This is a genomic window from Leifsonia sp. Y878 (assembly GCF_057669685.1).
The window spans coordinates 761,187-780,527 of the sequence record NZ_JBYHFS010000001.1 but is presented as its reverse complement, the minus strand read 5'-3'; the positions used below and the strand labels follow the sequence as shown (position 1 = coordinate 780,527).

Below are 19,341 nucleotides of genomic sequence, written 5' to 3'. Positions count from 1 at the left end.
CGTGGCACCGGCGCCCAGAACGAAAGAGCAGACGCTCGCCTGGCTTCGAACGATTTCAGGCGAGCTCTCCACGGCGACTCTCAAGCGCCTCGAGGACACGCTGCCCTGGTATGGCGATATGCCACCAGGGCGGCGGTCCGCCGTCGGCCTCGTCGCGCAAGCCGGCATCACGTCGTTCATCTCCTGGTTCGACGACCCCACCTCGACACCCTGGATCGCGGCTGACGTGTTCGGGGCCGCTCCGCGCGAGCTGCTCCGATCTGTCAGCCTGCAGCAGACGCTGCAGCTCATCCGGATCACGGTTGAAGTCGTCGAGGAACGCGTCAAGGACGGCAGCGAATCACTCCGCGAAGCGATCCTGCTCTACTCGCGTGAAATCGCCTTCGGCGCAGCGGATGTCTACGCCAGGGCCGCCGAAGCTCGCGGTCTCTGGGACGCCAGGCTCGAAGCCCTCGTCGTCGACTCCATCCTCAGCGGCGAATATGACGACGAGCTGCCGAGCCGCATTGCTGCCCTCGGCTGGCACGGCCACGGCGAAGTCTGCGTACTCGTCGGCACGACGCCGAAGATGCTCGACGTCGACCACCTCAGGCGCGCAGCCAGGCACATGGCAGCGGATGTCCTGATCGGAGTGCAGGGAAACAGGCTCGTTCTGGTCATTGGTCGCGCCCACCCCACCCCAGCGGAGGGCGACGACGCCACGGGCACTGCCCCGCAGCTCAGCTTCATGGAAATCGCCGTGCAGCTGGAAGAGAGCTTCGGCCCTGGCCACCTCGTACTCGGACACGAGGTGCCGAACCTGGTTGACGCCTCCAAGAGCGCCAAGGCTGCCCTCGCCGGCTTCGCCGTTGCGCGCGCCTGGCGAAACGCTCCCAGGCCCGTTCAGGCCGACGATCTGCTGCCTGAACGCGCACTGGCCGGCGATCCTCTCGCTCGCGCCACCCTCATCCATCGCGTCTATCGGCCGCTGCAGGCACACTCGACAGAGCTGCTCACCACGCTGTGGTGCTATCTCGACAACGGCCGGTCGCTTGAGGCGACGGCGCGCGAACTGTTTGTGCACCCGAACACCGTGCGCTACCGGCTCAAGCGCGTCTCCGAAGTCATCGGCTACGACGCAACAGGAGCCAGGGAAGCGTTGATTCTGCAGGCCGCGCTCATCATCGGTTCGATCAGCGACCACGACGGCTCTCGACGTCGTTGAGTCAGCCCGTGTAACGAATCCACCAAACGTTTCGGGAATACTTAGTACTTCTTCGACACACCCCGCCGATGTGAGATTGGGAAACTAGAAACGTGATTGTTGTCGTCTGCCCTGGACAGGGCTCGCAAACCCCCGGATTTCTTGAGCCATGGTTGGCCGACCCCGCGTTCGCGCAGGAGTTGCGTGAGATCTCAGACGCCGTCGAGCTCGATCTCGTGGCTCACGGCACGACCAGCGACGCAGACACCATCAGGGACACCGCGATCGCACAGCCGCTGATCGTTGCAGCAGGACTGCTGACGCTCAAGGCGCTTTTCGCCGACGGCCGCAAGGAGAAGATCGGCGGTATCGCCGGGCACTCCGTTGGTGAGATCACGGCGGCTGCCGGCGCTGGCATCCTGAGCAGCGCCGACGCGGTTCGCTTCGTGAAGGAGCGCGGCAGCGCCATGGCTGCGGCCGCGGCTGCAACGCCCACCGGCATGAGCGCCGTGCTCGGCGGAGACGAGGCAGAGCTGCTCGCCCGCCTGCAGGAACTCGGCCTCGAGCCCGCCAACTTCAACGGCGGCGGCCAGATCGTCGTTGCTGGCGCGTTGGACGCCCTGGCGTCCCTCGCGGAGAACCCGCCGGCCAAGTCCCGCGTCATCCCGCTTCAGGTCGCCGGCGCATTCCACACCCGGTATATGACTCCTGCCGTCGAACACCTCTCCGCCGTCGCGGCATCGTTGGCACCGGCAGACCCCACCCTTCCCATCTGGACCAATAAGGATGGCTCACGCGTCACCAGCGGCGCGCAGTTCGTCGATCTTTTGGTCGGCCAGGTGTCGTCCCCGGTACGGTGGGACCTGTGCATGGAGTCCTTCACGGACGCCGGTGTCACCGGAATCATCGAGGTTGCGCCAGCCGGCGCCCTCGTCGGACTCGCAAAACGTGCCCTCAGGGGCGTGCCGAGCGTCGCGATCAAGTCACCAGACGACCTGCCCGCCGCGTTCGAGCTCATCAACCAGGCCTCCTGAGTCCTACCGAAAGAACAGAATGATCAAGCCAACCCTCCAGCAGTCGCACGGCGCGCAGTTCACCCGCATCCTTTCCGTTGGTGCAGCACGCGGCGACCTGGACGTCACGAACAACGATCTGATCGAGCCCATCAACTCTTCAGACGAGTGGATTCAGCAGCGCACCGGCATCATCTCCCGCACGAGGGCGAGCGCAGACCTGCAGGCCGTCGACCTCGCAACGGATGCCGCTCGCGAAGCCATCGAACGCTCAGGCATCTCCCCAGAGCTCATTGACGCCGTCATCATCGCCACGATCAGCAACATCCAGCAGACGCCGTCCATGGCTGCCGTCGTTGCCGACCGCGTTGGAGCAAACCCGGCCGCCGCCTACGACGTCAACGCGGCTTGCGCCGGGTACAGCTACGCCATCGCGCAGGCTGATGCCCTGATCCGCGCCGGTGCCGCCCACTACGCACTCGTCATCGGCGCTGAGAAGCTGTCAGACGTCGTCGACCCGACCGATCGCTCCATCTCGTTCCTGCTGGGCGACGGCGCAGGAGCTGTGGTCATCGGCCCGAGCGAGTTCCCCGGCATCTCGGCGACAATCTGGGGCTCAGACGGTTCCAAAGCGGATGCCGTCGGCATGAACCACACGCTGCAGGAGTACCGCCGCGGTGACGCACCGTGGCCGACGCTCCGCCAGGAGGGCCAGACGGTCTTCCGCTGGGCGGTCTGGGACATGGCCAAGGTTGCCAAGCAGGCGCTCGATGCCGCCGGCATCACGGGCGACCAGCTCGCCGCGTTCATCCCCCACCAGGCGAACATGCGCATCATCGACGAATTCGCCAAGCAGTTGAAGCTGCCGGAATCCGTCGTCATTGCCCGTGACATCGCCACGACCGGCAACACATCTGCCGCGTCGATCCCCCTAGCCACACACCGGTTGCTCGAGGAGCACCCGGAGTTGAGCGGCGGCCTCGCGCTCCAGATCGGCTTCGGCGCCGGACTGGTATTCGGCGCGCAGGTCGTGGTTCTGCCCTAGTCTCACCCACTCACCCCTAAACTAAGTCTCGGTCAAACGAGACACCCCCAAGGAGAAAACAATGGCATTGTCCACCGAAGAAGTTCTTGCCGGCCTGGCCGAGCTCATCAACGACGAGACTGGCATCGCGACCGACACGGTTGAGCTGGGCAAGTCGTTCACCGACGACCTCGACATCGACTCCATCTCGATGATGACCATTGTCGTCAACGCAGAAGAGAAGTTCGACGTCAAGATCCCCGACGAAGAGGTAAAGAACCTCAAGACCGTCGGCGACGCTGTCGAGTTCATCGTCAAGGCCCAGGGCTAAGCACACCAGTCGGGCAGGTCGGGCGACTCTGGTCGGTCGGCCTGCCCGTTGTGGCATGCCCCCTCGCTTTTCCCCTCCACGAGAGTTGACGTTATGACCAAGAAAATCGTGATCACCGGTATCGGTGCGACTTCGCCTCTCGGCGGAGATGCTTCGTCCACCTGGTCGGCCCTCCTGGCCGGCGAGTCGGGTGCCAGCACGCTTGAACAAGCCTGGGTCGCCGAGACCCAGCTCCCCATTACTTTTGCCGCGCAGGCCAAGGTGTCGCCGTCGAGCGTCCTTGAGCGATTCGAGACCAAGCGTCTCGACCCGTCGAGCCAGTTCGCCCTGATCGCCGGGCGTGAAGCCTGGGCAGATGCCGGCTCCCCTGAGGTTGAGCCAGAGCGCCTCGCCGTTGACTGGTCCACCGGTATCGGTGGCGTGTGGACGCTGCTCGACGCGTGGGACACTCTGCGCGAACGCGGACCCCGCCGAGTACTGCCCATGACCGTGCCCATGCTGATGCCGAACGGTCCAGGAGCCGCAATCGGAATGGACCTGCACGCTCGTGCCGGCATCCGTACCGTCGTTTCTGCCTGCGCGTCAAGCACCGAAGCACTCGTCAACGCCTACAACCACCTGCAGGCCGGCCTGGCCGATGTCATCATCGCCGGTGGCTCTGAGGCAGCGATCCACCCGCTGCCCATCGCGTCCTTCGCCGCCATGCAGGCGCTGTCGAAGCGCAACGACGACCCGGCAACGGCATCACGTCCCTACGACGTGACCCGCGACGGCTTCGTTCTCGGTGAGGGTGCCGCGGCACTTGTCGTCGAGACAGAGGAGCACGCCAAGGCCCGCGGCGCGAAGATCTACGCCGAGCTCCTTGGCGGTTCGGTCACCAGCGACGCGTACCACATCACGGCTCCGGACCCTGAGGGTTCTGCCGCAGCTCGCGCCATGATCGAGACCATCCAGAACGCCGGCGCCAGCCTGGCCGACGTCGCACACATCAACGCTCACGCAACGTCAACACCGGTGGGTGACATCGCGGAGTACAACGCACTGCGTCGTGTCTTCGGCGATCTGCTCGACGGCATCCCCGTCTCGGCAACGAAGGCATCCACTGGTCACCTGCTAGGTGGCGCCGGCGCGATCGAAGCGCTCTTCACCGTCATGGCGTTGAAAGAGCGTCTCGCTCCCCCGACGATCAACCTCACGCAGCAGGATCCTGCTATCCCGCTCGACGTTGTCACATCGCCGCGCGCGCTGCCGGCCGGCGACCTGTTGGCTATCAGCAACTCGTTCGGCTTCGGCGGGCACAACGCCGTCGTCGCGTTCCGCAGCGTCTAGCGAACACTCGCACCACGCACGAGACCCCGACCGGGCAACCGGTCGGGGTCTCGTGTATGCAGCAGGATGTTTCGCTCTCGCGTCGATCGGGTATGTCACCGACCAGCGCGCCCGGCGCCACATCCCTCCGCAGGTGTGTGCGTGCTCTATCCGACCTTGTGCAGCCAGACGACAGCACTCATGTCACTGGCATGGCGGAATGGTTCGAGTTCGTCGTCCCATGCCTGGCCGAGGGCCAGTCGCAGCTCGCGGTGCAGCTCGACGGCATTCGCGCCGGCGACCTCCATCGCGTACCTCACCCGATCCTCTGGAATGACCACATTGCCGACGGTGTCGGTCTGGGCGTAGAAGACTCCGAGGTCAGGCGTATGCAGCCAGCGACCGCCATCGGTGCCGAGACCGGCGTCTTCCGTCACCTCGAAGCGCAAGTGCTCCCAGCCACGAAGAGCGGATGCCAGGACAGCGCCGGTTCCTCGCGCGCCCTCCCAATAGAATTCGGCCCTCTGGGCACCCTTCAAGACGGGCTGTTCAGCCCAGTCAAAGTTCACCGCTTCGCCAAGGGCGGTACCGGCCGCCCACTCGATATGGGGACACAGCGCTCGAGGCGAAGAGTGCACATAAAGTACTCCCCGTGCAGCAGGTGCCTGACGGGTTTCTGTTGCCGTCATCCTTTTCTCCGTTCAGTGAGGTGCGTCTTCCCCAACGACCTCTGAACCGACTGATGCGCGGCGTGCGTATGAAATTAGAAAATAGACGACATTGCTGCCGTACGTGAATTATGCCGCAGGCGTGTCGGAATACACAACACCCTGCCGCGCGTCGCACTCGTGGGAGCGTTACGCCGTTCCATACGCAAGACTGTGTGGACGACAAGCAATTCACAGGAGAATCATGCGCATCGGAATGGCAATCAACTACGCCGACGGATTCCGCGAGGCCGTCGCAGAGGTCAGGGAACTCGAGCAGGCAGGCCTCGACGTGATCTCGGTGCCAGAGGCCTATTCGTTCGATGCGGTCAGCCAGCTCGGGTTCATTGCGGCGCAGACGCAGACGATCAGCCTGGCGTCTGGCATCCTGCAGATCTATACCCGCACACCGACGCTCACGGCGATGACGGCCGCCGGACTCGATTACGTGTCGGATGGCCGCTTCATCCTGGGCATCGGCGCCTCTGGCCCGCAGGTCATCGAGGGGTTTCACGGCGTTCCCTATGACGCGCCCGTCGCGCGCATCAAGGAAATCGTCGACATCTGCCGGATGGTCTGGCGCAGGGACAAGCTCGAGTACCAGGGCGCGCACTACGCAATCCCGCTCCCAGCTAACCAGGGCACCGGCCTCGGAAAGCCGCTGAAGCTCGTCAATCACCCGGTGCGTGACCGGATTCCGATCGTGATTGCGGCACTCGGCCCGCGGAGCGTCGCCCAGGCTGCTGAAATTGCCGAGGGATGGCAGCCCATCTTCTTCCACCCGGAGAAGGCGGCTTCAGTGTGGGGTGATTCGCTCGCCCGCGGGGCGAGTCGTCGTGACAGCGCGCTCGGCCCGCTCGAGGTCTACGCGACACCCGCACTGGCCATTGGTGCTGACGCCGAGAAGTACCTTGCGGCCGTCAAGCCGCACCTCGCGCTGTACATCGGTGGCATGGGAGCCAGGGGCGCGAACTTCTATAACGACCTCGTGCGCTCATACGGTTATGAGGCGGAGGCCGAACAGATCCAGGATCTGTACCTGGCCGGCCAGAAGATCGAAGCGGCTGCGGTCGTGCCAGACGAATTGGTGCGGGCTATCTCGTTGATCGGTACCGAAGCTGAGGTTGCGGCGCGGCTGGCCGCCTTCGCGTCCGCCGGGGTGACCGGGCTGAACGTTGCGACGGTGTCGCCGGCCCCCGGGGAACGAGTGCGCCAGGTTGGCCTCCTCAAGGGGCTGCTGCAGGACAGCGCCGTCTGAACCCCGGCGGCACCCGTTCGGTGTGGGAGCCGGAAATCAATTGTGTAGTGGGTATGGTTTTAGCTGTCAGGGTCGCTCGCAGTACGAGTTCGGAGGCACGGTGTCGGTACGCAGCATGTTGCTCGCGATTCTCACGATCGGCCCGGCGTACGGATTCCAGCTCCACGGTGAGATCCAGTCGCGCACCGCACATCGCAGGGCGATCAACGTCGGACAGATTTATTCCACGCTCGAACGCGCCATCGACCAGGGCGCTGTGCGTTCGGCCGGCCTCACCATCGATGGCCTGCCGCTCTATGAGCTGACCGACCGTGGGCGCGCAGAGGCCGCAGCCTGGTTGACGAGCACGACGAGCACGACCAGCGCGGCCGGCGACGCTTGGGATGACATGATCGACCGCGTGCTGCTGTCGTCGTCCCTTCCCGGAAACAATCCTGCATCCCTGATCGCCGAGTACCGCGCGTTCTGGACCGCCACCCCTGCCGCGCAGGCTGCGCCGGAGAGCGGCGATCCCTCCGGACAGGTGCTTCTCGCCGCCGCCGGAACGGTGACCATTGCTGCGGCAGCCCTTGACTGGCTGGCACAGGCTGAATCGCTGATCGACACCACGGGGCCTGGATCATTCCAACGGCCGTTGAGCTCCACTCGGCCCAAACGCGGTCGACGCCCCGCAGCCGCAGGACACACCATCAGTGCAGCGGCTCACCCCGTGAGTTCAGCACGTTCCGCTCACCAGCATTGATCGCCAGGCTGAACCTGTTCTGGGGCGGCGGGATCGGGCAGTTGAAGCTGTAGCTGAAGGCACACGGCGGAAGATACGCGCGGTTGAAGTCCAGCGTGATGGTGCCGTCATCTGACGGTGTCACGCGAAGAAAGCGCCCCACGCTGTAGGTGCTGACACCGTTCGTCGCATCGCCGAAGACCAGCAGCAGTGTGGGCCCGTCCGTGAAGGCTGCAAGCTCATGTGACTGGCCATCCTTGTCGAAGCGGATGACGCCAGGCAGCGATTTCTGGCGGGTCTTGCCGCCGTCGGCCAGGTGGGCGACGCTCACTTCTCCCCCGCCATCGATCGGCGTGAAACTCGCCTCGATCACCCAGTCGGGGTTGTACGGGAAGGCCTCGATCGAGCCGAAGTCGCGGATGGCGTCGGACGCCGCGTTCCAGACGCGCAGCGCGTTCTCGCCGAACTCGTTCACGATGACCGTGCCGGACAGCGTGTCAGAGAACGAGATGGCAGAGGGCGCAATCGCGTCGATGCCCGCGAGAATCACCGTTCCGTCGACAACGTCACCATCGACCCTGATGCCGTCGTTGGCGCTCGCACTCAGGCGCAGCCCTGAGACGCCGTCTGGCAGGGGCGACCACAGGCCAGGCACACCCCAGACGGGCACAGCGACCGCCGGGTCGCCCGTGATCCATTGCGTGGTCACGAGGGCGAGAACGCCGTGCGGTGACAGCGCCGTCTCGACCCGCTGGGCCCTGATCGCATCGAGCTGCTCTGCTGCGGGCGACCTGCGAGTGTCCTCGTGGGGCGTCAGCGTATTGGGCAGCGCGTCGGGCAGTGCATCGGGCAGTGCGTCTGGCATATCTCTCTCATTTCGCGTCTGCATAGCTGTCGACCGTGGCAACGGTCAGCAGGAAATCTACCGGGAACTCACCGAAAAGCAGGCGCCCGGCAGCGGTGGCGGCATCGATGATGATGCGCTCCACCGTCGGGGCGAGTTCCGCAGGGGCATGAACCATGACTTCGTCGTGGAGGAAGAACACGAGGTGCGGGGCCGACTGGAACGGAGATGCACCCTCGCTGGTCTCAGGAGACTCACGAGCCTCAGCAGTCTCAGCAGTCTCAGCAACATCAAGCGCCTGCAGGGCCTTCCGCACCTCAGCCATCCAGCAGAGCGCCCATTCTGCGGCGCTGCCCTGCACGACAAAGTTGCGGGTGAAGCGACCCCAGTCACGTGCGCGACTGCGAGCCACTTTCTCATCGGCGCTGGACGCATCCGGTGAATAGGCATTGGCCTGCGTCTCGAACCACTCCTCGCTGGGGCGGGGTGACGAGCGGCCGAGCCGCGTTGTCACGACTCCCCCGCGTTCACCGGCCCGTGCTGCAGCTTCGGTCAGCTCGAGCGCCCGCGGGTACGCGCGCGCCAGCTTCGGAAGCAACCGACCGCTCTCTCCCGTCGTCGCACCGTACATGGCACCGAGCATCGCCACCTTGGCGTGCTCACGGGTCTCGACGACACCGCTGGCGACAATGCCGGCGTAGAGATCGGTGCCCCGACCGGCATCGGCCATGGCCAGGTCGGTGGAGAGAGCCGCCAGGATTCGAGGCTCGAGCTGCGACGCGTCGGCGACGACCAGCTTCCACCCCTCGTCGGCGCGCACGGCACCGCGCACCTGCTTGGGCAGCTGGAGGGCGCCGCCACCCCTGGCAGCCCATCGACCTGTGACAACGCCGCCCGGCAGGTAGTCGGGGCGGAATCGGCCGTCGGCGATCCAGGTGTCCATCCAGTACCAGCCGTTGGCGGTGAGCAGCCGGGATAGTTTCTTGTATTCCATCAGGGGAACGAGCGCAGGATGCGAGTGCTCCTTCAGCTCCCAGGCCCTCGTCGAACGCACCGGCAGGCCAACGCGCTTGAGCGCGCGCAACAGGTCGGCCTGCGAATCGGGGTTGAGCGTCGCGTCTTCAAGCAGAACACGGATGCGCCCGGCTAACTCCTCAAGTCGAGCAGGGCGCGTGCCATACGGCACCCGCGGACCGAGCTCGGCAGCGAGCAGCGCCTCGTGGACATCGGTGCGCCACGGCAACCCGGCGAACTGCATCTCTGCGGCGATCAATGCCCCCGCAGACTCTGCGGCGAGGAGCAGGCGTAGCTTCCCGCTCTCTGTCGACGCAGCCAGTGCGCGAAGCTGACGCTTGTACTCGGCGCGATCATCGTCGCTCCCCGTGCCCGACGTCGGGGCAACGGACACAAAATCGAACAGCGTCGCCCCTGCCTCCGCGCTCGGAGCGGAGGCCGCGACCCCGTCGTCCCATCGGTGCGGAGCGCCAGTCGCCAGTTCGCTGTCTGCGGTGAAGGCCGAATTGCACAGGATCACATGGCTGAGACGCAGGTCGTGGCACCGGCCCACCCTGATGCCGGCACGGAGCAGCTGCGGATACCAGACGGCGGTGTCATCCCACACCCAGCGCGTTGACGCGGTCTCCCGCTCCCTGACATACGACGGGAAGTCGGCACTGGCCAGTTCGTGTGCGGGCGAGACGGGTGCACCCGTCTCGTCGAGTTCGGTGACGAGGATGACGCCATCGCTTCGGCTGGCCAGGATATGCACCGTTCTATTCTGTCGCGCTCCACTGACATTTCGGACGGGGCTGGCATTTCTGACGGGGCTGGCAATCCTGGCGACGGGCTGGCATTTCTGACGGCGGGCTGGCAATCCCGACGGCGACAGCGGCGCGAGCCCGGTCGGGGATGGCCAGCACACTCGCCTGCGGGTTACCGTGGTAGGCATGACGCCTGCCGATGAGCACGAGTCCCCGTTGCCCGACAACGGCAGCCCCCGCGAAAACCGTGCGCTGCACGACAAGGTCGCGCCAGAGAGTGGCACCGTGTCATCCGTTCAGAATGGCGGGAGCCCGCTGAACCACGGCAGCCCCCACGAACACGGCAGCATGGCTGGGCACGACATGGCCGGGCACGACATGACTGGGCACGATATGGCCGGCCACAACATAGCTGGCCACGCTGGCCACGGTGGCCACGCCGACCACGTTGCGCAGTTCCGACGGTTGTTCTGGATCATGCTGGTCATCGCGATCCCCGTTGTGGCGTTCAGCCCCATGTTCGCGATGCTCTTCGGGTACTCGGTGCCGCAAGGACTCGGCATCATCTCCCCCCTTCTCGGCACCGTGATGTACGTGTGGGGCGGCCGGCCATTCCTCACCGGTGCCGTGAGTGAACTGCGTGCACGCGCACCGGGGATGATGCTCCTGATCGCCCTGGCCATCACCGTCGCGTTCCTTGCGTCGTGGGGCGCCAGCCTCGGCATCCTCGATCACCAGCTTGATTTCTGGTGGGAGCTCGCGCTGCTGATCGTCATCATGCTGCTGGGCCACTGGATAGAAATGCGTTCTCTCGCCCAGACGTCGACCGCACTGGAATCATTGGCCGCGCTGCTGCCGGATGTCGCCGAACGGGTGAGGGGCGACGACATCGAACAGATCTCTCCCGCTGAACTGCAGGTCGGCGACACCGTTGTCGTGCGCCCCGGCGGCCGTATCCCTGCCGACGGCGTCGTGCTCACGGGCACGGCAGACGTCGACGAATCCATGATCACCGGCGAATCCCGTGCGGTGGGCAGAAGCCCTGGCGATCGCGTGGTGGCCGGAACCGTCGCAACCGACAATGCTCTGCGCGTACAGGTCAGCGCCGTCGGAGACGACACGGCGCTGGCCGGCATCCAGAAGCTGGTGGCTGAGGCGCAGGCATCGAGTTCGCGCGCACAGCGCCTGGCCGACAAGGCAGCTGGGTGGCTGTTCTGGTTCGCGCTCGGCTCCGCCGTGCTCACGGCCATCATCTGGACCGCCATCGGCAAGCCGGACGACGCCGTCGTCCGCACGATAACCGTGCTCGTGATCGCGTGCCCGCACGCCCTCGGGCTGGCCATCCCCCTCGTGGTCTCCATCGCCACCGAACGTGCGGCCAGCGCCGGCATCCTCATCAAGGACCGCCTGGCCCTTGAAAGCATGCGCACCGTGACAACAGTGCTCTTCGACAAGACCGGAACACTGACCACAGGGCGTCCGGCTGTTGCCGGCAGCAAGCTATACGCCACCGACGTGACCGAGGACGAACTCCTTCGACTGGCGGCCAGCGTTGAAGCCGACAGCGAGCATCCGCTTGCCCGCGCCATCGTGACGGCAGCAGCCGAACGCGGGCTCAATGCGCGAGCCGCCACCGATTTCTCAGCCTCTGCGGCGATCGGCGTCAGTGGCACCGTCGACGGGCGCACGGTCAGCGTCGGCGGCCCGCACCTGTTGTCCCGTGACGGCATCGACGCCCCGACCGACACCCAACGGTGGGCGGCCGACGGGGCAACCATCCTCTACGTCGTCAGGGACGGCGTGCTTCTCGGCTCGCTGGCACTCACCGATCTGGTTCGCCCTGAGTCATTCGACGCGGTCGCCGCCCTGCACGAGCGCGGCATCGAGGTTGTCATGATCACCGGTGATGCCGACGCCGTGGCCCAGTTCGTCGGGTCTGAGCTGAACATTGACAGGGTCTACGCCGGCGTTCGCCCCGAAGACAAGGCTGCGCGCGTCACCGAGTTGCAGAACGAAGGGCGTTCGGTCGCCATGGTCGGCGACGGCGTCAACGACGCACCTGCCCTCGCCAAGGCCGACGTTGGCATCGCCATTGGCGCTGGCACGGATGTCGCCATTGCGTCGGCCGGCGTCATCCTCGCCAGCGACAACCCGGCATCCGTCCTGTCGGTCATCGACCTCTCCACCGCGACGTATCGCAAGATGAAGCAGAACCTCTGGTGGGCCGCCGGCTACAACCTGATCGCGGTTCCGCTCGCGGCCGGCGTGCTGGCTCCCATCGGTTTCGTGTTGCCGATGGCCGTCGGCGCACTGCTCATGTCGGCATCCACTGTGGTCGTCGCTCTCAACGCACAGCTGCTGCGTCGGCTCGACCTCACGCCTGCGGCCCCGCGCACCCTGGGATGACTACTGCTGGGATGACTACAGTTGGGTGGTAGTTGGCGGCGACAGAGGGCCGTGACTGAGCTTCGGCTGAACCGGCCCGTGCAGAGATGGATCACTAACGCATGAAACGTGGGCGCCTTCGGGTTCTCCTTGGCGCCGCCCCCGGTGTCGGCAAGACATACGCAATGCTCGAAGAGGGCAGACGACTGCGTGACGACGGCGCAGACGTGGTGGTGGCATTCGTGGAAACCCACGGACGCCACGCAACGGCCGCGCTGCTTGACGGTCTCGAGGTGATACCGCGCCACACCGTCGAGTATCGAGGGGTCACCCTGTCTGAGCTGGATCTGGCGGCCGTGCTCGCCCGGCGGCCAGGAATCGCACTCGTCGACGAACTCGCACACACCAATGTCCCCGGCACCCCGCATGAGAAACGCTGGCAGGATGTCGACACCCTGCTTGCCGCGGGGATCGATGTCATCTCCACCGTGAATATCCAGCACATCGACTCACTGAACGACGTCGTGCAGCAGATCACCGGAGCGGTGCAACGCGAGAGCATTCCGGATGCCGTCCTGCGGGCTGCCGACCAGATCGAGGTCATCGACCTCGCGCCCCAGTCGCTGCGAGACCGCCTGGCGGAGGGCAACGTCTACCCCGCTGAACGTATCGATGCGGCGCTGTCCAACTACTTTCGGCTCGGAAATCTCACAGCGCTCCGCGAACTTGCGCTGCTGTGGCTCGCCGACGAGGTGGACAGCGCGCTCACGACCTATCGCGCTGAGCACGGGATCAATGCCACCTGGGCGGCACGGGAACGCGTCGTCGTGGCGCTCACCGGCGGGCCTGAAGGCGAGACGCTGCTGCGCCGCGGCGCCCGCATCGCTGCGCGCTCGTCTGGGGGCGAACTGCTCGCTGTCCACGTCACGAGCCACGACGGCCTGCGCGAAGCGCACCCAGGGGCGCTCGCGGAACAGCGACGCCTCGTCGATACCCTGGGCGGCACATATCACCAGGTGATCGGAGACGATGTGCCTCGCGCACTTGTCGACTTCGCCGTCGCCGCGAATGCCACCCAGCTGGTCATCGGTGTCAGCCGTCGCAGCAGGTTCGCTGCGGCGCTCACCGGGCCAGGCATCGGCACCGCCATCATCCGTGAATCCGGCGACATCGACGTTCACATCGTCACGCACTCCGCGGCAGGCGGCGGGTTCCGGCTGCCACGCTTCGGCGGCGCGCTCTCTGCGAGGCGCCGGTTCCTCGGATTCGCACTGGCATTGCTCGGCGGGCCGCTCACCACCTGGCTGCTCGTTCAATTCCGAAGTGACGCATCGATCACGTCGGATGTGCTGAGCTACCAGTTGCTCGTCGTGCTCGTCGCCCTGGTCGGCGGCATCTGGCCGGCACTGTTCGCCGCGCTCTTGTCGAGCCTCACGCTCGACTACTTCTTCGTGCAACCCCTGTACACGATTTCGGTGGCAGAACCCCTGCACCTGCTCGCACTTGCCCTGTACCTGCTGAATGCCCTGCTGGTGAGCTACGTCGTCGACCAGGCTGCCCGGCGAGCCAGGAGCGCCCACCGGTCGGCCGCGGAGTCGGAATTGCTGGCCACGGCTGCCGGAAGCGTTTTGCGCGGCCAGGACGCCATCCAAGCGCTGGTGACACGCACGCGGGAGGCGTTCAGTCTCGACGGAGTGCGACTCCTCGACGGAGACACCGTGCTCTACGCCGATGGCGAGCCGTCGCCTGACGACCATGTCACGCTCGTGCCCGTCGGCACACGTGCCACCCTTGAGTTGCACGGTTCAGACCTCGCCGCCTCTGAGCGACGGTTGCTCGCGGTGCTCGCCACGCAGATCGACGCGGCACTTGAGCACAGCGACCTGGCCAAGTCTGCACAGGAGCTCGGACCGCTCGAAGAAGCCGATCGGGTGCGCAGCGCGCTGCTGGCCGCCGTCGGCCACGACCTGCGTCGGCCACTCAGCGCGGCAACAGCCGCTGTCAGCGGGCTGCGCGCCCGCGATGTCGAGCTGAGCGGATCAGATCGCGACGAGTTGCTCACCACCGCAGCCGAGAGTCTCGACTCGCTGGCGGCCCTCGTCACCAACCTCCTCGATGTCAGCCGCCTGCAGGCTGGTGCCCTAGCGGTCACCCTCGACGACGTCGACCTCATCGACCTCATCCTTCCGGCCATCGATGAGCTCGGTCTTGGTCCGAACGAGGTGGATGTCGACGTATCGCCGGACATTCCCCTCGTACGAGCGGATGCCGGGCTGCTGGAACGCGTGTTGGTCAATGTGCTGGCCAACGCCATCCGCTTCTCGCCACCGGGCATTCGGGTACGCGTGTCGGCCAGCCAGTTCGCCGGCACTGTGCAGCTGCGCATTGTCGACCACGGACCGGGTATCAGTGCCGAGCGACGCGACGAGGTCTTTGTGCCGTTCCAGCGCCTCGGCGATACCGACAACCTCACGGGACTCGGCCTTGGACTTGCCCTGTCGAAGGGGTTCATCGACGGCATGGCCGGTACGCTCGAAGCCGACGACACCCCCGGCGGCGGGCTCACCATGGTGGTGTCGCTGCCCGCGGTGGATGCTGCGGCATCTGCAGAGCCAGAACGTGGAGCCACATCGTGAAGATCCTGATCGCAGACGACGATCCGCAACTGCTGCGAGCGCTGCGCATCACCCTGGGGGCGCGCGGGTATGAGATCCTGACGGCAGCGGATGGCGTCGGTGCGCTCGACGCGGCAATTGAACACCACCCAGACCTGGTCATGCTTGATCTCGGCATGCCACAGCTTGACGGTATCGCGGTCATCGAAGGGTTGCGCGGGTGGTCACAGGTACCCGTGCTCGTGGTGTCCGGTCGCACCGGTTCAGCTGACAAGGTCGAAGCCCTCGACGCGGGAGCCGACGACTACGTGACCAAGCCATTCTCGATCGATGAACTGTTGGCACGCATCCGTGCGCTCACCCGCCGTGTCGTCACGGTCGACGAGGAGCCCGTCATCGCCATGGGAGACGTGTCGGTCGATCTCTCGGCTAAGAGCGTCTCCCGACAGGTAGACGGCGAGCGCACCCCTGTTCGGCTGACCCCGACGGAGTGGCGCATCCTGGAGACCCTGCTTCGGAGTCCAGGCCGACTGGTGACGCGCGAGGCGCTGCTCACCGAGGTGTGGGGTCCCCATCACACCGGTGACAGCGGATACCTACGGCTGTACCTCGCACAGTTGCGGAAGAAGCTCGAGGCAGACCCTTCTCGGCCGCGATACCTGCAGACCGAAGCCGGCATGGGGTATCGCTTCACCCCGTGATCCCTGTGATCCCTGGATCCTGTGATCCCTGTGCCTCGTAGCCCCCTGTGTTCCCTCTCACCTGGATACAGGTAAAGCCCCGGTCACCCCCTGCTCCCTGCCATCCGCTTCACAGGAGCCTCCACAGTCACCCGCCTATGGTGAAGCAATGGAGTTGACGCGATTGGTGATGGAACCGGTGGATGCCTATTCACCGGACCAATTGACGATTCTGGGGCAGCTTCAGTTTCTCGACCCCGACTACGTCATCATCTCCGTCGTTCCGGAGTCCTACGAGGAACGACCGAACTGGCGAGGGCTTGAGCGCCTGATCATGACCTTGGCGAGCAGGGGCGGCGATCGCTGCGCGAAGCTGCCGTTCTCCGAGTGGATCGCTATCAGGAAAGATCACCTCGGCACCATTGCCGGGATCTTCCTGGACATGAACCTGGTGGAACGCATCCGCGTGAAGCGACTGCCGGGAGCGGATGCCGTGACCGTGTCGCTGGACGACCGCGAACGCGCCTGATCCCTGCACCCCTGTCGCCAGAGGGCACTCCGGTCTGCGAAGCTTGAACTTTCGTCTCTGGGCAACTCTGTGCCCGGCGCACTGCAGAAAGTAACGCACCACCATGATGGGCACGCACCACGCAATCTCAGGAGCGGCAGCCTGGGTTGCCATTACCTCTACCGCCGCTTCCCTCCCTACCTTCGCCCTCTACCCGCTCGGCCCCGTCGGTGTCGCCCTTGGTGCACTCGTCTGCGCTGGAGCGGCGCTCCTCCCCGATGCCGACCACCACAGCGCAACGATCGCGCACTCGTTGCCGGGAGTCGGGCGGGCTGCCACGGCGGCCGTCTCCCTGGCAGCCGGCGGTCATCGACACGGCACGCACTCTGCACTCTCGGCCATTGCAGTGCTCTGGGGAGCCCTCTGGCTCTCCTCCATCGGCTGGTCTACGGCCGAGTACGGGAGCGCAGCCAGCGTTGCCTCCGCCGTGGTCGTCGCCATCCTGCTGGCCTTCTCACTCAAGGTGCTGAAGATCGTCAAGCACTGGAGCCTGGCCTGGGTCGTTGGCACAGCGGTGTCGCTGCTCGTCAGTTGGCTGGCCCCCACGCAGTGGGGATGGCTGCCCCTGTGCATCGCCGTCGGTTGGATCATCCATCTGGCCGGTGATCTCCTCACCACGGGTGGCCTCCCCATCTTCTGGCCGTTCAAGCCGAAGGCACCGCGAGTCGTCACCCGTATCCCGGTGATCCGCCTCGTGTGGTTGCGAAGCGGTAACCTCGCGCTCCCGATCCTCGGGAACACGGGGTCATGGCGGGAGTGGTACCTGATGGTGCCGCTGGCGCTCTACGCCATCACGGGCGTGAGCCTGGCCATGTTCGAACTCCTTCGCTAGCCACCCGTCAGCGGCACCCGCCATCAGTATCCGCCATCAGTATCCGCTTGGCGCTGTCGTCATCGCCGTCGAGATCTTGCTCCCGTCGGGCGCGACAACCCACCAGATGCCTTGAACGCCCTGGCCTTTGACATCACCGGCCGCGGCGTCATTCACGAAGTAGTACAACGGGAGCCCGTTCAGGGTGACCTGGTTTTTGCCATCACTCGTCTGGATCGTCGACACGGTTCCCGTCACGCCTGAGACGGTCGGCGTGACTGAGGTCGTCGTGACGGCCGGCCAGTTGTCTGCGCAGGTTCCTGTGCACGTGCTCGTACCGGAGTTCGCGGTGTCGTTGTCAAAGACGTAGACGGTCAAACCAGCGCCGTCGACCACGATGGTGCCGAGCGACGAGGACGCCGTCGACAGTGAAGCGGATGTCGCGGCATCCGCTGATGAGGACGGTGACGAGGAGGACGATGTCCCTCCCTGCCCGTATCCCCCGGACGATGGGTTCGACGAACACCCGGCGAAGCCGACGACGGCGAGCGCAGTGACGGCGAACGCAACAAGGATCTTTGTACGCACGATGGTTCCTCACTTCGATTTCAGGACGCGCGTTGTGTGTCACGCGGTAAGCGTCACGCGTCTCTAGAGAGCACGATGCGAAGGCCCGCCGAGTTCAGCGGTATTCGATTGCTACCCGAAGGAATGCGAGAGCAGCACGCTGCCACTATCCACGGAGCGCAACTCCACGGCCTTGATGTGGGTCACCGGAGTATCGATCGATCCCTGGGCGTCGACGGTGTCGCCGGGCCCCGCGGTCCAGCTGGCCACCCGTGTGGTCGTGCCGGCCATGTCCGTGACCTCGAGCGCGTAACGGCCACTGTCACCCGCACCATAGGCCCGCGTGCTCGCGTCGCTGTAGTGGCAGCTCACCTCAATGCTTGTTCCCCACGATGTTTCGGTCATGCTTACACTCGCCGTGATCGGTGACTGCACGACCTCCTGCAGCGACGCGGCCACGACGGGAGGGGTCGGAGCATCCATCACGGCGGGGAGAACCAGCCCAGCGGCCACCGCCCCGGTGAGCAGGCCGATGACACCGATGGTCACGCCCCGTGCGCGCCGACGACGACGTGTCACCCGTCTCGCGACCCGGTCAAGAAGGCCCGTGGGTAGCTGGGCCTGCCCGATGTCTGCGTCGATACCGTTCTCAACGTCTTCATCAACACCGGCCAGTGCCGCCGCATCGCTGGCCGGCACCAACGACAGCAGCGCTGGCATCGCGGCCAGATCGGCGACAGCAGCGGCGCAGCGATCGCACTCTGCGCGATGCGCCTCGAACTCGCGACGTTCAGCGGGCGACAGGGCACCAAGAACGTATGCTGCGTCCCACTGGGCGTACAGCTCGTGCGCCCTTCCGTACCCGCTGGCTCCTGCTCCGACTCCTGTCAGCGCATCATCGTGTCCGGTCACCGGGTCACCCCCATTTCCTGCAACCCGAGGCGCAAGGCCCGCAACCCATAGTGCAGGCGCGACTTGACCGTGCCCTCCGGAATATCCAGCTCCTGGGCGATCTCTGCCGCCGATCGCCCACCGTAATACGCGTGCACGATCACAGCGCGGTGCTCAGCAGAGAGAGCCGCCAGCGCGTCTGCCACCAGCCAGGAATCGAGCAGCGCATCCGTTTCGTCGGCGTTCAGCTGTTCCGGTACCGCATCGGTGCCGATTTCGTGGCGACTGTGCGCGCTGCGCTTGTCGTCGATGACCAGGTTGCGTGCCACCGTGAACAGCCAGGCCCGAGCGGATGCGTCGCGCTGCTCAAGCACGGACGGCTTCCGCCAGGCGCGCAACAGTGTCTCCTGCACAATGTCCTCCGCCTGGGCCCTGTCGCCTGTGAGGTGAACGACGTAGCGCCACAGCGGTCCAGCGTGCTGCTCATAGAGGACTCTGAGCAGGGCGGCTTCGTCATCTGGCATCCGCGCACTCCCATCAGCGCACTCCCCGACTATCTGGGTATTCCTGTTACCGGTAATACGACACCGGCGCCCCAGAAGTTCAATTCAACAGAGTTCAGTGCAACTGAGTTCTGTTCAACAGAGTTCAGCGCAACAGAAACCGGCGGAGGCC

At 65.5% G+C, this 19,341-nt stretch carries 18 protein-coding genes; 12 read left to right on the top strand and 6 right to left on the bottom strand.

Features of this window, described 5'->3' with window-relative positions:
* Position 1: 1 nt before the first annotated feature.
* The 5 genes from AC25Y4_RS03625 to AC25Y4_RS03605 all read left to right on the top strand — a co-directional run bounded on the left by AC25Y4_RS03625 (position 2) and on the right by AC25Y4_RS03605 (position 4,880).
* Positions 2-1,204 carry a PucR family transcriptional regulator gene (locus tag AC25Y4_RS03625; protein ID WP_488119002.1) on the top strand — a complete coding sequence of 401 codons (1,203 nt, stop codon included), beginning with the start codon at positions 2-4 and terminating at the stop codon, positions 1,202-1,204.
* A gap of 92 nt (positions 1,205-1,296) precedes the next feature.
* Positions 1,297-2,217: an ACP S-malonyltransferase gene (locus AC25Y4_RS03620; protein ID WP_488119001.1), complete on the top strand. Its 921-nt coding sequence runs from the start codon at positions 1,297-1,299 to the stop codon at positions 2,215-2,217.
* Positions 2,218-2,236: 19 nt separating this feature from the next.
* The gene (locus tag AC25Y4_RS03615) at positions 2,237-3,241 is read left to right on the top strand and encodes a beta-ketoacyl-ACP synthase III (RefSeq protein ID WP_488119000.1); all 1,005 of its coding nucleotides are present in this window, start codon (positions 2,237-2,239) and stop codon (positions 3,239-3,241) included.
* A 61-nt stretch (positions 3,242-3,302) separates the two neighbouring features.
* Positions 3,303-3,551, top strand: a complete 249-nt coding sequence (locus AC25Y4_RS03610) for an acyl carrier protein (RefSeq protein ID WP_488118999.1) — start codon at positions 3,303-3,305, stop codon at positions 3,549-3,551.
* A 93-nt stretch (positions 3,552-3,644) separates the two neighbouring features.
* The gene (locus AC25Y4_RS03605; RefSeq protein ID WP_488118998.1) at positions 3,645-4,880 is read left to right on the top strand and encodes a beta-ketoacyl-[acyl-carrier-protein] synthase family protein; all 1,236 of its coding nucleotides are present in this window, start codon (positions 3,645-3,647) and stop codon (positions 4,878-4,880) included.
* A 146-nt stretch (positions 4,881-5,026) separates the two neighbouring features.
* On the opposite strand, the gene AC25Y4_RS03600 is transcribed toward AC25Y4_RS03605, so the two are convergent.
* On the bottom strand, positions 5,027-5,548 hold the full coding sequence (locus tag AC25Y4_RS03600; protein ID WP_488118997.1) for a DUF3145 domain-containing protein: 522 nt from the start codon (positions 5,546-5,548) through the stop codon (positions 5,027-5,029).
* A 223-nt stretch (positions 5,549-5,771) separates the two neighbouring features.
* On the opposite strand from AC25Y4_RS03600, the gene AC25Y4_RS03595 reads away from it, so the two are divergent.
* On the top strand, positions 5,772-6,824 hold the full coding sequence (locus tag AC25Y4_RS03595) for an LLM class F420-dependent oxidoreductase (protein WP_488118996.1): 1,053 nt from the start codon (positions 5,772-5,774) through the stop codon (positions 6,822-6,824).
* Positions 6,825-6,924: 100 nt separating this feature from the next.
* Positions 6,925-7,566, top strand: coding sequence for a PadR family transcriptional regulator (locus AC25Y4_RS03590; protein ID WP_488118995.1), 642 nt, complete (start codon positions 6,925-6,927; stop codon positions 7,564-7,566).
* Here the strand turns inward: AC25Y4_RS03590 and AC25Y4_RS03585 are convergent.
* Positions 7,514-8,410, bottom strand: a complete 897-nt coding sequence (locus AC25Y4_RS03585; RefSeq protein ID WP_488118994.1) for a DUF1684 domain-containing protein — start codon at positions 8,408-8,410, stop codon at positions 7,514-7,516. The two genes, AC25Y4_RS03590 and AC25Y4_RS03585, sit on opposite strands and share 53 nt — an antisense overlap.
* Positions 8,411-8,417: 7 nt before the next feature.
* Positions 8,418-10,157 carry a bifunctional 3'-5' exonuclease/DNA polymerase gene (locus AC25Y4_RS03580; protein ID WP_488118993.1) on the bottom strand — a complete coding sequence of 580 codons (1,740 nt, stop codon included), beginning with the start codon at positions 10,155-10,157 and terminating at the stop codon, positions 8,418-8,420.
* Between the two features lie 178 nt (positions 10,158-10,335).
* Here AC25Y4_RS03580 and AC25Y4_RS03575 point away from each other — a divergent pair, with 178 nt between their 5' ends.
* The 5 genes from AC25Y4_RS03575 (at position 10,336) to AC25Y4_RS03555 (ending at position 17,229) form a co-directional block, all read left to right on the top strand.
* Positions 10,336-12,555 (top strand): heavy metal translocating P-type ATPase, encoded by a 2,220-nt coding sequence (locus AC25Y4_RS03575; protein WP_488118992.1) that lies wholly within the window; start codon positions 10,336-10,338, stop codon positions 12,553-12,555.
* Positions 12,556-12,656: 101 nt separating this feature from the next.
* Positions 12,657-15,170: a sensor histidine kinase gene (locus AC25Y4_RS03570; RefSeq protein ID WP_488118991.1), complete on the top strand. Its 2,514-nt coding sequence runs from the start codon at positions 12,657-12,659 to the stop codon at positions 15,168-15,170.
* A complete protein-coding gene (locus tag AC25Y4_RS03565) occupies positions 15,167-15,850 on the top strand; it encodes a response regulator (RefSeq protein WP_488118990.1) in 684 nt (227 codons plus the stop codon). Before AC25Y4_RS03570 ends, AC25Y4_RS03565 begins: the two co-directional genes overlap by 4 nt.
* A 148-nt stretch (positions 15,851-15,998) precedes the next feature.
* Positions 15,999-16,358 carry a hypothetical protein gene (locus AC25Y4_RS03560; protein WP_488118989.1) on the top strand — a complete coding sequence of 120 codons (360 nt, stop codon included), beginning with the start codon at positions 15,999-16,001 and terminating at the stop codon, positions 16,356-16,358.
* Between the two features lie 103 nt (positions 16,359-16,461).
* Complete coding sequence (locus AC25Y4_RS03555) at positions 16,462-17,229, top strand: metal-dependent hydrolase (protein WP_488118988.1); 768 nt, start codon at positions 16,462-16,464, stop codon at positions 17,227-17,229.
* A 36-nt stretch (positions 17,230-17,265) separates the two neighbouring features.
* On the opposite strand, the gene AC25Y4_RS03550 is transcribed toward AC25Y4_RS03555, so the two are convergent.
* The 3 genes from AC25Y4_RS03550 to AC25Y4_RS03540 all read right to left on the bottom strand — a co-directional run bounded on the left by AC25Y4_RS03550 (position 17,266) and on the right by AC25Y4_RS03540 (position 19,190).
* Positions 17,266-17,796 carry a COG4315 family predicted lipoprotein gene (locus AC25Y4_RS03550; RefSeq protein ID WP_488118987.1) on the bottom strand — a complete coding sequence of 177 codons (531 nt, stop codon included), beginning with the start codon at positions 17,794-17,796 and terminating at the stop codon, positions 17,266-17,268.
* A 111-nt stretch (positions 17,797-17,907) separates the two neighbouring features.
* Complete coding sequence (locus AC25Y4_RS03545; protein ID WP_488118986.1) at positions 17,908-18,687, bottom strand: zf-HC2 domain-containing protein; 780 nt, start codon at positions 18,685-18,687, stop codon at positions 17,908-17,910.
* Positions 18,684-19,190, bottom strand: coding sequence for a sigma-70 family RNA polymerase sigma factor (locus tag AC25Y4_RS03540; protein WP_488118985.1), 507 nt, complete (start codon positions 19,188-19,190; stop codon positions 18,684-18,686). Before AC25Y4_RS03540 ends, AC25Y4_RS03545 begins: the two co-directional genes overlap by 4 nt.
* Between the last annotated feature and the right edge of the window lie 151 nt (positions 19,191-19,341).

Excerpts from the sequence above, each read along its gene's own strand:
- AC25Y4_RS03615 (WP_488119000.1), top strand. The coding sequence starts at position 2,237 with ATGATCAAGCCAACCCTCCAGCAGTCGCACGGCGCGCAGTTCACCCGC.
- AC25Y4_RS03610 (WP_488118999.1), top strand. The coding sequence starts at position 3,303 with ATGGCATTGTCCACCGAAGAAGTTCTTGCCGGCCTGGCCGAGCTCATC.
- AC25Y4_RS03605 (WP_488118998.1), top strand. The coding sequence starts at position 3,645 with ATGACCAAGAAAATCGTGATCACCGGTATCGGTGCGACTTCGCCTCTC.
- AC25Y4_RS03600 (WP_488118997.1), bottom strand. The coding sequence starts at position 5,548 with ATGACGGCAACAGAAACCCGTCAGGCACCTGCTGCACGGGGAGTACTT.
- AC25Y4_RS03595 (WP_488118996.1), top strand. The coding sequence starts at position 5,772 with ATGCGCATCGGAATGGCAATCAACTACGCCGACGGATTCCGCGAGGCC.
- AC25Y4_RS03585 (WP_488118994.1), bottom strand. The coding sequence starts at position 8,410 with ATGCCAGACGCACTGCCCGATGCACTGCCCGACGCGCTGCCCAATACG.
- AC25Y4_RS03575 (WP_488118992.1), top strand. The coding sequence starts at position 10,336 with ATGACGCCTGCCGATGAGCACGAGTCCCCGTTGCCCGACAACGGCAGC.
- AC25Y4_RS03570 (WP_488118991.1), top strand. The coding sequence starts at position 12,657 with ATGAAACGTGGGCGCCTTCGGGTTCTCCTTGGCGCCGCCCCCGGTGTC.
- AC25Y4_RS03560 (WP_488118989.1), top strand. The coding sequence starts at position 15,999 with ATGGAGTTGACGCGATTGGTGATGGAACCGGTGGATGCCTATTCACCG.
- AC25Y4_RS03555 (WP_488118988.1), top strand. The coding sequence starts at position 16,462 with ATGATGGGCACGCACCACGCAATCTCAGGAGCGGCAGCCTGGGTTGCC.
- AC25Y4_RS03540 (WP_488118985.1), bottom strand. The coding sequence starts at position 19,190 with ATGCCAGATGACGAAGCCGCCCTGCTCAGAGTCCTCTATGAGCAGCAC.